Annotated in this window: 9 protein-coding genes; 7 read left to right on the top strand and 2 right to left on the bottom strand. The window is 58.0% G+C overall.

Annotation, left to right across the window (positions count from 1 at the left end):
* The first annotated feature begins 13 nt into the window (after positions 1-13).
* Positions 14-796, top strand: a complete 783-nt coding sequence (locus NUH86_RS06310) for an SDR family NAD(P)-dependent oxidoreductase (protein WP_267251643.1) — start codon at positions 14-16, stop codon at positions 794-796.
* A gap of 258 nt (positions 797-1,054) precedes the next feature.
* A complete protein-coding gene (locus tag NUH86_RS06305) occupies positions 1,055-3,424 on the top strand; it encodes a TonB-dependent receptor (protein ID WP_267251642.1) in 2,370 nt (789 codons plus the stop codon).
* Between the two features lie 103 nt (positions 3,425-3,527).
* On the opposite strand, the gene NUH86_RS06300 is transcribed toward NUH86_RS06305, so the two are convergent.
* A complete protein-coding gene (locus NUH86_RS06300; RefSeq protein ID WP_267251641.1) occupies positions 3,528-4,463 on the bottom strand; it encodes an NAD-dependent epimerase/dehydratase family protein in 936 nt (311 codons plus the stop codon).
* A gap of 312 nt (positions 4,464-4,775) precedes the next feature.
* Here NUH86_RS06300 and NUH86_RS06295 point away from each other — a divergent pair, with 312 nt between their 5' ends.
* The 4 genes from NUH86_RS06295 (at position 4,776) to NUH86_RS06280 (ending at position 9,703) form a co-directional block, all read left to right on the top strand.
* Entirely contained in the window at positions 4,776-6,035 is a 1,260-nt protein-coding gene (locus NUH86_RS06295) for a cytochrome P450 (protein ID WP_267251639.1), read from the top strand.
* Between the two features lie 63 nt (positions 6,036-6,098).
* Positions 6,099-7,394, top strand: coding sequence for a spinster family MFS transporter (locus NUH86_RS06290; RefSeq protein WP_267251638.1), 1,296 nt, complete (start codon positions 6,099-6,101; stop codon positions 7,392-7,394).
* Positions 7,395-7,493: 99 nt separating this feature from the next.
* Positions 7,494-8,669, top strand: a complete 1,176-nt coding sequence (locus tag NUH86_RS06285) for an acetyl-CoA C-acetyltransferase (RefSeq protein WP_267251637.1) — start codon at positions 7,494-7,496, stop codon at positions 8,667-8,669.
* A 41-nt stretch (positions 8,670-8,710) separates the two neighbouring features.
* Complete coding sequence (locus NUH86_RS06280; protein WP_267251636.1) at positions 8,711-9,703, top strand: hypothetical protein; 993 nt, start codon at positions 8,711-8,713, stop codon at positions 9,701-9,703.
* Here NUH86_RS06280 and NUH86_RS06275 read toward each other — a convergent pair.
* Entirely contained in the window at positions 9,687-11,330 is a 1,644-nt protein-coding gene (locus NUH86_RS06275; protein ID WP_267251635.1) for a long-chain-fatty-acid--CoA ligase, read from the bottom strand. The two genes, NUH86_RS06280 and NUH86_RS06275, sit on opposite strands and share 17 nt — an antisense overlap.
* A gap of 339 nt (positions 11,331-11,669) precedes the next feature.
* Between NUH86_RS06275 and NUH86_RS06270 the strand changes: the two genes are divergently transcribed.
* Positions 11,670-14,084 (top strand): TonB-dependent receptor, encoded by a 2,415-nt coding sequence (locus tag NUH86_RS06270; RefSeq protein ID WP_267251634.1) that lies wholly within the window; start codon positions 11,670-11,672, stop codon positions 14,082-14,084.

Here is a 14,084-nt window from a genome sequence, read left to right as displayed (position 1 = left end):
CGGAGTGAAATGAATGAAACTCGATAAAGACATCTCGGCGGTCGTGACCGGCGGCGCGGGCGGGCTGGGCGCGGCCTGTGCGCGGCGATTGGCCGGTCATGGCGTCAGGGTCGCGATCTTCGATCTTAATGAAGAGGCCGGGGAGGCTTTGGCAACGGAAATCGGCGGCATATTCTGCAAGGTGAACGTCACGTCCGATCCGGATGTGGACGCCGGATTTGCGAAGGCACGACAGGCGCTCGGCCAAGAACGCATCCTGGTGAACTGCGCTGGCGGCGGCATCGGCGCGAAGACCGTTTCCCGCGACAAGGAAACCGGCGAGATAAGGATGTATCCGCTGGAAAGATTTGAAAATTCCATCCAGCTGAACCTGATCGCGACTTTTCGATGCATCGTCAAAAGCGCGGCGGGAATGCTGACGCTTCCTCTGCTGGAGGATGGCGATCGGGGGGCGATCGTCAATACCGCCTCCGTTGCGGCGGAAGAGGGACAGATGGGCCAGGCCGGTTACAGCGCGTCCAAGGCCGGCATTGTCGGCATGACGCTACCGATCGCCCGGGATCTTTCCGGCGAAAATATCAGGATCAACACGATTTTGCCCGGCATTTTCGACACGCCGTTACTTGGGCGCGCGCCTGAGGCGGTAAAGGCCGCGCTAGCTGCGTCGGTTCCTTATCCGAAGCGTCTGGGCGCGGCGGAAGAGTTCGCCCAACTGGCAGAAACCATGATTACGTGCGGCTATTTCAATGGCGAAGACGTCCGACTCGACGGTGCGATCCGCATGCCGCCGCGATAGCCTTGCATCTCACTGTCCCAGCGGTGCGTCAAAAACGATTACGTACCACAGTTTTGCCGCTTGTTTCCCCGATTGGTCTGCATCGCAGGGGCAATTCCTTGAGTTCTGCGTGGCGCTGCTGTGGAGTGCGAGTGCAATCTGGATGAGGCATTCCATATGTGCTGGAATTTCTCACTGGTTGCATAACCAGTAAAAATAATATCAATTTCTTTTCATGCCAGAAAACGACGTCGCAAAATGAAATATGGGGAGGTTCGCATGAGTAGATTTGGAGCATCGCTTTTGGCGTTGGGTATTTCCTTGACAGTCGCTCCCACGGCAATGGCTCGGACTGCGGACGCCAACTCACAAGCCGCCAACTCACAAGCCGCCAACTCACAAGCCGCCGACGATCAGCCCAGTGGAGGAATTGAAGACATCGTCGTGACCGCCCAACGCCGCGAGGAAAGGCTCCAGGACGTGCCGGTTGCCGTCCAAGCTCTTTCGGCGAACGCGCTCGAGCAGAAGGGGGTGTCGCGCACATTCGATCTGCCCAATGCGGTGCCGGGACTGTCAGTCAATCGCGCAGCCAATACTTTAGTCTATTTTCTTCGTGGTGTCGGAAACTCGTCACAGGTCGCTGGCAGCGACCCTAGCATTGCAACCTATATCGATGGAATCTATCAAGCATTTCCAAATGGCGCGATGCTTACCCTCAACAATGTCGAGCGCATTGAAGTGCTGAAAGGGCCGCAGGGAACATTGTTTGGTCGCAATGCCACGGGCGGCTTGATCCAGATCGTCACGAAAACACCTAAAAATGATTTCACAGCGGATCTGAAGGTCGGCTACGACACCTTCGATACGGTCAGCGGGTCCACATATGTAAGTGGCGGCAGCGGCATCGTGGCTGCGGATCTCGCCATCAGCTATTCCAAGCAGCATGAGGGTTGGGGACGAAATCTGTTCACGCCCGATCAGGCGGGAACGGTCACATTCAATGGCGTGCCCATCGCTGTGCCTGATGTGCCGACCCACGAAGCGGGCATCAACGAGGATTTTGCGATCGGCTCGAAAATCGTCATCAGTCCCAGCGATGCCCTGACGATCAAGCTCGCGGCCGCCTACGCCCGCAACCGTTCGGATCAGGGCCTGTATCGGAACTATCTGCCTGGCACGTCCGCGCTCATCATTCAATCGGGGGTGACACAGCCCTATAGGCGTCAGGGCGGCTTCTGGGATTGGAATTCCAACGCGCGAAGCATCGGCACCAACAAGCAGTCGCAATTCAGCGCCGATGTCGCCTATGAAGCAGGCTCCGTCACGTTCAAGTCGTTGACGGCTTATATCGATGCGTCTTCCGATACCTATGTCTATTCGCCGGCACAGCCCAGGGTAGAGAGCCCGGGAACCCCGCAATACGCGCATTCCTTCGTTCCGGTTAAGGCCTTTTCGCAAGAGTTTCAGGTCAGTTCCGCGACTGGAGGACCTCTTCAGTGGATCGTGGGCGCCTATTATTCCCACAATAAGACTGGCGTCAAAGATTTGGAGTTTCTCCGCGGGAATTTCCTGGACCGGGGCATTCGGCGGCACGGGCCGCTGACGACGGAAAGTTTCGCCGGCTTTGCCCAGGCGACGTATGAAATCACCGATGATACTCGGATCACTGGCGGTTTGAGGTACACCAAGGACAAACTGGCGACTTCGCAAGTCTATGAGGGTACTACCCTTTCAACAATTCCCGCGACGCCGGCTCAGAATGCGTCCGGTGTGCGATCTAATGTCGTGCCTGAACAAAAAGCGAGCTTCGATAATCTCAGCTATCGCGTAGCACTCGACCATCACTTCACTCCTGATGTCATGGTGTTCGCATCCATGAATACCGGCTACAAGGCTGGTGGCTTCAACACCGGTACGATGTGCACGATCACCATCGTTGGGAACTGCCCTGCGGCGAATATTGCGTCGCCGGTCAAACCGGAAAAGCTGACGGCCTATGAAGTGGGATTCAAGACCGATCTGTTCGACCGAAAAGTCCGCTTCAATGCGTCGGCATTCTATTACGACTACAAAAATCTTCAGGTCATCACCCTGACAGGCACGCCGATCGTTTCTCTTCTTCAGAACGCGGCCAAGGCGCGGATCAAGGGCATCGACGCCGAACTGGAGGTCGCGCCTGTCAGAAACCTCACTCTGAGCGGCGCCATCGAAATTCTGGATGCGAAATATCTGGATTTCCCGTCGGCGGCTGCGTTCGCCCCGCGCAATGCGGCCCCATTTGGCAATGCGACTGTGGTTCTTCCCAATGCAAAGGGTAATTACCTGAGCCGCGCGCCCAAATTCTCCAGCACAATGGGCGCGACCTATACAGTGCCGTTGGAGAGTGGCGAGATTTCGTTCAATACCAGCTATACCTATAATGGCGGCTTTTATTGGGAAGTCAGCAATCGTCTGAAGCAGAAGGCCTATGGCGTTCTGAATGCCGAAATCGCCTTCTCCCCGAACGATTACTGGAGCGCGCGTCTCTGGGGCAGGAATATCACGAACAAGAAATATTACACGTTCGTGGATGCTGCCGTTTATGGCGATCGGGCGGCCGCCGGTGCGCCAGCGACCTTCGGCGTAACGCTCAACTATAAATATCGTTGAGGGTGGGCTGGGGTGCCGGATTTCGGCGCCCCATTCAACTGTCCGCGATGTGAAACCCGTCACATGGCAAAAATGCGCCTCGCCAAAGGTAAGGCGCATTTTTTCATATGTCTTCCCATTTGCGGAAGTGCTCGATCATTTCGCGGCATGCGGCTTCAAAGTCATAGTCGGCCGCAAAGGCGAAGCATTGTTCGGCAAGCGAACCGTCCATGAGAGGAGGCACGGGTTGCCAGGCCGGTGACGATTTCACTGCGATCTCGGCATCGGGGCAGATTTTGAGCAGGATGTCCTTCACCTCCTGCGTCGATAGTATTTCCCGCGCGGGGATATTATATACCGGCTGCAGGTCCGTTCTTTCGGAGAAGAGCATCAGGCCAACGAGCTTGGCGAAATCCCTGTTGTACATCAGCTGCCAGGGCACGCATTCCAGGCTCTGGATAACCGTTGGTTTGCCGAGTGCGACATCACGAATGGTGCTATTGAACGAACCGGCTCCGCCGGTCAGCCGTCCCACGCCGTAGACGAGCGCGGGTCGGATCGCCACGCAATCAAGACCACGCTGCCTGTGCAATGCAGAGACGGATTCTGCGGCCAGCTTCGAACATCCATAGAGCGTGTTGGGCCGGACGTCGTAGCTTTCGTCTACCTTTTCCCCACGATAGACGGCATTCGCGCCCAGGACCGCCGCGCTGCTCGTCCAGACTACCCTTTTGACGCCGTGCCGTGCCGCCGCATCGAGGACATTGGCCAGGCCGCCTACATTGGCGCGCATTGTCGCGGCTGGATCTGCATTAGCGGCGTCGCTGACGACCGCGGCAAGATGCACGACATAGTCGGCATGATCCGATATGGCTCGAGCCAAGCGAGTGGCGTCGGCTATGTCGCCCTCCAATATGTTCGGCCCGGCTCCGCCAAATTGCACATTTTCCCTATTGGGCTTGATATCATAGGTCGTTACATCGTGGCCGTGACCAAGAAGATGTTCAACGATCCGGCATCCGAGGAGGCCAGTGCCTCCCGTTATGAGGATTTTCGACATTTTCGGACTATACTCTCGCTCATCTCATTGCGGTAGCATCGTCGTAGCCCACGCATGCTCGGCGGTCACAGTTCCCGACAACGGGTCCGTCATAATTCTATATGGAATTAGGGTTCGATGGGGTTGCGCTGGGACTGTGTCGAAGGTTAGCGAAGGATCAAGCTGCTCATGTGCAATAAAGTTTGGGCTTGCGACTGGGAAAGCCGCCAGGAACAGGCTGAAGCGCATGACCGACCTAATCCACTGCGTGAAGGACGCCGACATCGCTTTTTCGCCGGTGACCCCATAGAACGTAATTTGAGAGGATTCGTGATGCTGAAACTGGACAATGGCAAGCCCATCTCCATCCTTGACCCAGAGATATCGCAATGTCCCTATCAGGCGTATGAGAAGCTGCTTGAAGAAGCGCCGGTATATTGGGATGAGATCGCAAAGACCTATACCATCACGCGATATGAAGATATTCGCATGCTGTTGAAGGATCCGACGCTGTTGACCGCCGAGCACGCGGTCGAAAAGATGCGCGCGGTCAATGATCCGGAACGCGCAGAGAAGATCAAGCAGATATTCGCTTCGGAAGGGTGGCCGCGGGCGCGGCCGATCGGTAATTATGAAGGTGCCGAACATGCCGAGCGTCGTGGTTTGCTGGAACCGTTTCTGAGAGCGGGCAAGGTCAAGGAATATGACCCCATGCTCCGCGAGATCGCCGACAGCCTGATCGACAAGTTCATCGACGATGGCGGATGCGATCTGGTCAACCAGTTTTCCGAGCATTTTTCCCTTCTTGTAATCTGCCGCCTTGTCGGTGCGCCTGATGAGGCCATCGAACATGTTCGCGCCGCGGCAGCCGTGATGCTGCGCAACATGAGCATGCTGCAGTCCGAAGAGGAGGAGATAGAAGGCGCTCGAGTGGAAATCGCGGCCCAGCATTATTTCAAGGGCCTGATCGACCAGTATCGCGCGGAGCCGAACGACAGCCTGCTGAGCGCGCTGATCAACTCGAAGCTGCCCAGCGGCGCGGTAATGAACGATTCCGAAATCCTGATGTTCGTCATGCTCGACCTCTTCTTCGCCGGGGCGGAGACGACGGCCAAGGCGATTTCGTCGGGCATCGCCATGCTTGCGGTCGACGAAAAGCTCGCGGCCCGGCTGGAAGCTGATCGCGACGGCAATTTGCGGACATTCATTGAGGAAGTGCTGCGTCAGGAGCCGCCGGCGACGACCTTGTTCCGCATCGCGCTGAAGGACATCGATCTCCATGGCGTGACCATCCCAAAGGGCGCCTGGGTGACGCTTCGTTCGGCTGCCGCCAACAGGGATCCGCGGATGTTCGCGTGCCCCGCCTCGATCGACTTGGATCGCAAGAATGCCGCCCAGCATCTGGGGTTCGGATCGGGGGTGCATGCATGTGTCGGGGCCCCGCTTGCCCGCCGGGAGCTGACGATCGCCTTTCAGGCTCTGTTATCGCGGATGACCAACATCCGCCTCGCGCCGGGTGAAAAGGCCGAATATGCGCCGCATATTCACCTTCGCGGTTTTCAACATCTGAACATCCGGTTCGACAAGCGCTGAGATGATCGGCGATGAGGCGACGGCCAGGCGACACCATCGTCTCCTGCACGCGGACATGACAGCATGAGCAGCCTTTCCAAACTGCGCTCATCGGCCGGCTTGGCTCTGAGCCTCCTCGCCCTCATCAGCTTCTTCAACTATTTCGACCGCGTCCTTATTTCCGTGCTTGCGGCGCCCATTAGTGCCGAATTCCATCTGTCCGATACGCAAATTGGTCTATTGAGCGGCCCTGCCTTCATTGTCATATATGTGATTACGAGCGTGGCTGCCGGGCTTCTCGCGGATCGCTGGCACCGGCGCAGGATCATTGGCATCGCGCTCGCTTTATGGAGCGTCATGACGGCGCTGTGCGGCGTTGCACAGACTTTTGGTCATCTGCTGGTCGCTCGTCTGGGCGTCGGGGTGGGAGAGGGCGGCGTCAATCCGCCCGCCATATCCATGATTAGCGACTATTATCCGCCGACGCGGCGGGGGGTGCCTATGAGCCTGTTTCATGGGATCGGCGTTCTGGGCATTGCGGGCAGCTTCATCGTGGGCGGCTTTGCTGCGGCAGACTATGGTTGGCGTTCGGCCTTTTTTCTCGCCGGAGCGCCGGGCGTGGTGCTGGCGCTCTTCTTTCTCCTATTGGTGCGAGAACCCATTCGGGGCCAGTTCGATGATGGGCCGGTCGTACAATATCGCCTTGGCGAAAGTTTTGCGATATTACGCTCCAACAAGGCGTTCGTCTGGCTCACCCTCTCGACGGCTTTCGGCACTTATGCCAGCCTCGGCATTCTCCAGTGGTTGCCGATCTTCTTCGTCAGGACCCATCAACTCGATCTGAAGCAGATCGGCTTGCTTTTCGGACCGGCCATAGCGTTTGGTCTCATGGCGGGCCAGATCGTTGGAGGCTTCATCACCGACCGGTTGGCGAGGCAGTCGCTGGCGCGGCCGTTGATCTGGGGCGTCGTCGCGAACTGCCTTGTCATTCTGCTGTATCTGGCCGTTCTCTGGGTTCCCGCCACCAACGTGGCGCTGGTGATGACCTTCTTCGCCGCTGCGGTCGGAGCGTCATGGGCTCCCTGTTTCCTGTCCGGACTGCAAAATGCCTGCGAACCTCGCTTGCGGGGCACCGCCATGGCGCTCAGCAATGTTTGCCAGGGCGCAATCGCCCAGGCTATCGTTCCGTTCGCGGTGGGCTTCAGCAGCGATGCGATGAGACCGATTTTCGGGGATGCCTCGCTGCAGGTCGCGATCACCGGCGGGCTTTTTTCCAACCTATGCGCCGCCGGCGCGTTTTTCATGGCGAGGCGGGCGATGGCTCACCGGCTCGCCGTCCGCCATGCCTCGGTGAGGGAGGTACAAACCACTGTCGACTGACCTTCTCGCGCGCTGCCGCAACCCGGTAGCGGAGAAAGGCGGTCGGTCTGATCATATGCCGCGCATCCGTAATGTCGGCCAGCAAAAGGACAGTTTTTAATGGCTCAAGCCTATATCGTCGAAGCGGCCCGACTCGCGGGAGGCAAGCGTGGCGGAAGATTGTCCTGCCATCATCCCGTGGCAATGGGCGCGTTCATGCTGGATGCCCTTGTCGAGCGATCGGGCGTGCCGCCGGAATGCATCGAAGATGTCGTCATGGGGTGCGTCACCCAGGCAGGCGAGCAGGCGGTTAACATCGGCCGCAACATCATCCTAGCGTCGCGTTTGCCCGTCAGCGTTCCCTCTGTCACAATCGATCGCCAGTGCGGCTCATCGCAGCAGGCGCTGCATTTTGCGGCGCAGGCCGTGATGTCGGGCGTTCATGACGTCGTCGTGGCGGCCGGCGTGGAAAGCATGAGCCGCGTTCCGATCGGCACGGCGCATCGATTGGCAACGGAAGCCGGGCTTGGGAGCGGGCCGATTACCGACGCCATTCGCGAACGGTTTGGCGTCAACGGCTTCAGCCAGTTTACCAGTGCGCAGATGCTGGCGGATAAATATGGCCTGACCCGTGAGGATATGGACCGCTTCGCCGTCGAAAGCCACCACAAGGCTGCGGAGGCAGCAAGTGGCGGAGCCTTTGACGCAGAAATCGTGCCCATGGAAGTGACGCTGGCCAATGGCGAGCTGGCGCTTCACGATCGCGATGAAGGCGTGCGGCCCGACGCGTCAATCGAAGCCTTGGCCAACCTTAAACCGCTTGAAAAGGACGGGGCGATCACGGCCGGCAGTGCCAGCCAGATCTGCGATGGTGCGTCTGCATTGATGGTGGTGTCCGAACAGGCGCTTCGCGATCATCAATTGACTCCGATCGCGCGGGTCCACGCGATGACCGTCACGGCGGGAGATCCGGTTCTCATGATCGAGGAACCGATCTTCGCGTGCCGCAGGGTCCTGGCCAAAGCGGGTCTCACAATTGACGATATCGATCTTTACGAAGTCAATGAGGCCTTCTCCTCGGTCCCCCTCGCATGGGCGAATGGATTGGGCGCCGATCCGGATCGTCTCAACGTCAACGGCGGAGCGATCGCGCTCGGTCATCCTCTCGGCGCATCAGGCGGCAGGATCGCGACGACGCTGATCCACGCGCTGCATCGCCGCGACAAGAGGTTCGGTTTGCAAACCATGTGCGAAGGAGGCGGGCTTTCCAACGCAACGGTGTTCGAGCGTCTTTGATGGCGCGACCCTGCAAGAACGCGAATTGATGGGAGGTCGGAATGCTGACTTTTGAGGACGGCGCTGATGTTCCGACCTTCCTGCCGCGCGACGAAGGCACGCACGCGCCTGGTGACGACCGTTACTGGCAGGAAAGCTGCCTCATGCTCTGGGGCGACCTGTCCAGTGATTGCGGCGGACTGCTGCGCGTCGGTCACACGCCCAATCTGAACGGGGGCGAGATGACGGTCTGGGCCTATGCCTTCACGCCGGGCTGGGTCTATGCGGATGACTTCGACATGCCCCAGGGGATCGATGATCGCACAACCTCCGGTCTGTCGGCCGGGACTGCCGCCAGCTATGATTTTGACGGCCATAACACAATCTGGCGGCACGCGGGGAAAGAAGTCGAGTTCGAGCTGGTCGCGCACGATTATTATCCGCCGATCTCCCTGTGGCGAACGGAGGAGGGCAATCTCGCTTTCCCGCATTCGGAGGCCGCCTGCCGCATAACGGGTCAGCTTCGGATCAGGGATGAGGTCAGCGCCATCGACGGCATGGGCCTGCGCGATCACAGTTGGGGCGTCCGCCACTGGGGCAAGGGTAAGGTGCATCGCTGGTTCAATGCGGTTTTTGGACCCGATCTCAGCATGTGCCTCCTGACAATGCTGACAACTGATACGAGGGAGATTCGCCGGCTTGGCTATGTCGTGCGGGACGGCGTGGTCCATTATTCCAGCGAGGTCGACATCATCGTGCACATGGAGCCGGATGGAGCGACCCACCGTGGCGGCATTGGCAGGATAAGACTGGACAATGGCGAAGTACTGGAGTTCATGGCGGAGCCTGTGGCTCAGGGCGCCTACATGTCTCGCCATGACCGCTATCTGTTCCAGTCGCTATGCCGCGTCCGTCATAAGGACCGGACCGGCTTCGGCGATTTCGAAATCACAGAAAACGCGCATGCCGGGGTCCAGCCTCCCTCTGCTCTGGTCAACGGGATCATCAGCAAAGGTGTGCACTTTCGTCGCACGCCTGTTACGCAATACGCTTGACATGCCCTGCCCAGTAAGGTTCGCGGATGTCCTTGCGGCGGACCTTCCCGAGCGCGTCGCGAGGTATGGAGGTGACGAATTCGACTGATTTGGGCAGCTTGAATCCAGCTATATGTCGACGGGCTTCAGCTATGATCCGTTCCGGGCTGATGTCGGCGCCCGCCTTCGCTACGACGATAGCCTTGACCGTTTCGCCCCATCGTTCGTCAGGCACGCCGATCACGACCGCATCGCTCACCAGCGGATTGCGCAATATCGCCTGCTCGACTTCCGCAGGATAGACGTTCTCGCCGCCTGTACAGATCATGTCCTTGATGCGATCGCACAGGGTGAGATAGCCCTCCTCGTCAAGATAGCCTGCATCCCCTGTTCGCAACCAGCCGTCCCCGGTAAGGGTCATGGCGGTCTCGTCAGGACGGCGCCAATAGCCGCGCATGACTGCGCCGCCGCGGATTTCGATTTGACCGACCTGGCGTGGGGGGAGGGTGGCACCCTGGGGACCGGCTATCCTTATCTCCACGCCGGGTAGCGCCCGACCCACCGACGATATTCTGGAACCGCCGACGACATGATCCTCAGGGGTCAGCGCAGTGACTGCGCCCCCCATTTCCGTCATGCCGTAGACCTGGATGAAATCAACAGACAACTCAGCGATCGCGCGGCTCATCAAATCCATGGGCATCGGCGAAGCGCCATATTGGATGTAGCGCAAGGAACTGATGTCCAGCTTCTCTCGATCGGCGTGATCCAGCAGCATGCGCAACATGGTGGGCGCGATTACGAGACGGGATACTCTGTGCTCCGATATGAGCCGAGCGACGCTATCGGTTTCATATTCCGGCAAAATGACCGTTTTGCAACCGTGGAACAGTCCACGCGCAAGAATCTGAATGCCGCCAATATGGCCCAGAGCCATAGTCAGGATAAGTATTTCATCAGGCTTGCTGTGATCAGAGGACGAAACGGGGCTGAGGCGGCGCTGCCAGGTCAGGCATTTATGCGTCAGCATGACACCCTTGGGCGCACCCGTCGTGCCGGATGTGTAGAGTTGAAGAATGACGTCATCTTCGCTGCAGGGAAGGTCCAGGCTCTGATCGTGGGCGGCCTGCCAATGGGCAGGGATATCGTCTTCGCTATCCCGAGCTCCACAAACCCGTTCTATCAATCGGAAGTGTTCGCCAAGGTTCTTGGTCAATTCGGGGAAATCCGGCGTCAGGAAGATTGCACGCGGGTCCATATCCTCCAGTATCGCTTCCAGCTCGGCGGGTGCAAGTCGCCAGTTGAGCGGTGCAATGATCACTCCGCTGCGCGCTGCAGCGGCGATAAGGATCGCAAAGTCTGCGCTGTTCTTTCCGATATAGGCGAGGCGATCACCCTTTCGAAGACCATGTTCGCGAAATTCCAGCGCAGCTTGCGTTGCCAACCGATGAAGATCGAAATAGGTGATCTCTCGTTCTTTGAAGGCGATAGCGACCGCTCCCGGGCGTGCCGAAGCATGCTGGCGAACTACGTCATTCAAAGTAATCTGTTTAAACAATCCAATATCCAAATTTTTTGGTGCGAAAGCCTGCCTTGGTTCAATACCTGAAAACAGATCATGCGATAAGTGTCTGATGAGAAGATCCATGTTGATTGCATCATGTCAAACAGCGTTATCATCTTCCTGACTGTTGTTAACTGTCCCATTCTATTGCATCTGAATAACGTTCTCATGATAATAACATCATGAAATTGAAGCCACCAAGTCCAGCGATCCCCCTGAACGCATAATTCCATATGGGATGGTTGAGATGGCGGGAGCTTTCACAGTTGTCCAGAACCTCAAGCAGTGCCAGTCCAGCAAGAGAGATTTCCATAGCCCAAGGGCAGTAGAACGGGCGGCGCAATCGCCCGCGCACACGCTCGTTTGGGCCTATAATCAGGAGGGGAAGAGATGGCTTTTCGTAAAAGTTTGAAACCGGCGTTTATGGCGACTGCCTCTATATGCGCGGTCAGCTTCGCGTCAGTAACTCACGCTGAAGCAGCAGATCAGAACGTTGCGGCAGCCGCCACTCAGCAGTCGGCGACGACCGGTACGCGCAGCGATGCCGGCGTAGGCGAAATCATCGTGACGGCGCAGAAGCGCTCAGAGTCGATCAACACCGTTCCCATGTCCATCACGGCCGTAAGTGGCGAACAGCTACTGGCCAAGGGCGTCAACGGACCCGCTGATCTTGTCAAGGTTCTTCCAAGTCTTCAGGTGACGCAAACGCAGAAGGGCAATCCTGTCTACACATTGCGCGGCGTCGGCTTTTTCGATGGGACCCAGGGTTCCCGTCCGACTGTTGGTCTCTATGTGGACGAAGTTGAACTGCCATTCTCCTCAATGGCGCGCGGTGCGACGCTCGATCTTGAGCGGGTCGAGGTTCTCAAGGGGCCGCAGGGAACTTTGTTCGGCCAGAATGCCACTGGCGGCGTCATCAACTATATCGCTGCCAAGCCCACCGATGTCTTGCATTATGGCGGCAGCGCAACCTACGGCCGGTTCAGTGAAGGCAACATCCAGGGCTATGTGAGCGGCCCGCTGAACGATACTCTGTCTGTGCGCCTGGCAGGCAAGCATGAATTCGGCAGCGGCTGGCAGAAGAGCTATACTCGGGACGAGACGTTGGGCGACATCGACGTCACGACCGCCCGGCTTCAGTTGGATTGGCATCCGAGCGAACGCGTAAAATTCCTCCTCAATCTCAACGGCTTCAATGACCGCTCCGAATCGCAAGCGCCGGCATCGCTTGAGATACGTTCGCGTGTTCCCGGTGCCCTTCCGGCACAGTTCGACGGCTATCCGCCCACGCCCCGCAATCCTCGCGCTGCGGACTGGGATGTCGGCGGAAACTTCCGCAACGACACCAAATTCCGTCAGGCCAGCCTCCGCGGTGATTTCGAGCTGGGAGATATTGGCACTCTGACTTCGCTGTCCTCCTACGCTCATATGGACATATTGACGAGGGCGGATGCCGACGGCGTAAACTTCCCCAATCTCGTGCAAAACGACACGTCGACATTGGAAACCGCAGCCCAGGAACTGCGCCTGGCGGGCGACATCGGCAGCAGGCTGTCGTACGTCGTCGGCACGTCCTATGCTTGGTATCGCGCTGAACAATATAGCGATCAGCGCTTTACCATATCTTCCATCAACGGAACCTTCGCGATGTTCGGAATAACCGATCCGCTCGAAAGTTCCCCGGTGTTCGTGAGTTCGCGGTACAAGACGCTTTCCGCGTTCGGCAATATCGATTACAAGATCACCGATGCTCTGAAGATTCACGCTGGCATTCGCTACAGCGAGACCAAGGCAAAGAGCTCCGGGTGCATGCTGACAGGCGAAGGTGACGAAGTCGGTTTCTCTATGCTGTACAGCTTTGTCCGTTCACAACTTGGCCTGGGTCCAGTCTCCATCGCTCCGGGCGGTTGCCAGAGCGCGTCTGCCACCTATGAGCCGGGACTGGGACGTTTCAAGCTCAAGGAACATAGTGTACCGTTCCGGGTGGGAATTGACTGGGATGTCGCGCCTCGCACGATGGTCTATGCCAATGTCAGCCGCGGCTTCAAGGGTGCCAGCTATCCGGTGCTGGGATCGACGAGACTAGACGCTTTTGAGGCAGCGAAGCAGGAAGAGCTGACGGCATATGAAGTAGGCTTCAAATCGTCTCTGCTCAATCGGTCGCTTCAGCTTAATGGCGCTGCATTTTATTACGATTACAAGGACAAGCAGTTGCTGGGATCGGTGTTCGATCCCATCTTCGGCCCCGGGCCGAAGCTGATCAACGTGCCGAAATCGCGCGTCTATGGCGCGGAGCTTCAGATCGACTGGGTTCCTGTCGAAGGGCTGACCATCGCGGGCGGCGCTACCTATCTGAAAACCAAGATACTCGGCTGTTCACCCGCCGACGCGGCGCCGGGCACCGCCGGCTGCCAGTCAGACGGCTTCTACAATTATGACGGCTATGGCTCGCTTATCAACTTGACCGGCCAGCGGTTCGCCTTCGCGCCCGAACTCAGCGGCAATCTGGACGTCCAGTATAAAATCGCCATCAGGGACGATCTGAATGCCTTCATTGGCGGTTCGGTCCAGGCGCAATCCAGCGTCCTTCAACGGCTGGGTGAAAATTTTGCCCTCGGCGCCGCCGACCCGAACAGGATCACGAAGCAGAATGCCTATGCATTGGTTGATGTTCGGCTTGGCGTGAGCGGTCGCGACGATCGCTGGAGCGCTTTCATCTGGGGGCGAAATGTGACCAACAAATATTACAAGACAAGCACCTTCTACAGCTCGGACACGACAGTCGGCTTTATTGGCCGTCCGGCGACCTACGGCCTCACCGTGACGTTCAATCATTGA

The sequence above is a fragment of the Sphingobium sp. JS3065 genome, from assembly GCF_026427355.1.
GTDB lineage: Bacteria > Pseudomonadota > Alphaproteobacteria > Sphingomonadales > Sphingomonadaceae > Sphingobium.
Note: the sequence above shows the minus strand (reverse complement) of the source record. Positions and strands in the feature narration are given on the sequence as shown.

Bases quoted from the DNA above. Each gene is read 5' to 3' on its own strand.
- NUH86_RS06310 (WP_267251643.1), top strand. From the start codon at position 14: ATGAAACTCGATAAAGACATCTCGGCGGTCGTGACCGGCGGCGCGGGC.
- NUH86_RS06305 (WP_267251642.1), top strand. From the start codon at position 1,055: ATGAGTAGATTTGGAGCATCGCTTTTGGCGTTGGGTATTTCCTTGACA.
- NUH86_RS06300 (WP_267251641.1), bottom strand. From the start codon at position 4,463: ATGTCGAAAATCCTCATAACGGGAGGCACTGGCCTCCTCGGATGCCGG.
- NUH86_RS06295 (WP_267251639.1), top strand. From the start codon at position 4,776: ATGCTGAAACTGGACAATGGCAAGCCCATCTCCATCCTTGACCCAGAG.
- NUH86_RS06290 (WP_267251638.1), top strand. From the start codon at position 6,099: ATGAGCAGCCTTTCCAAACTGCGCTCATCGGCCGGCTTGGCTCTGAGC.
- NUH86_RS06285 (WP_267251637.1), top strand. From the start codon at position 7,494: ATGGCTCAAGCCTATATCGTCGAAGCGGCCCGACTCGCGGGAGGCAAG.
- NUH86_RS06280 (WP_267251636.1), top strand. From the start codon at position 8,711: ATGCTGACTTTTGAGGACGGCGCTGATGTTCCGACCTTCCTGCCGCGC.
- NUH86_RS06275 (WP_267251635.1), bottom strand. From the start codon at position 11,330: ATGGATCTTCTCATCAGACACTTATCGCATGATCTGTTTTCAGGTATT.
- NUH86_RS06270 (WP_267251634.1), top strand. From the start codon at position 11,670: ATGGCGACTGCCTCTATATGCGCGGTCAGCTTCGCGTCAGTAACTCAC.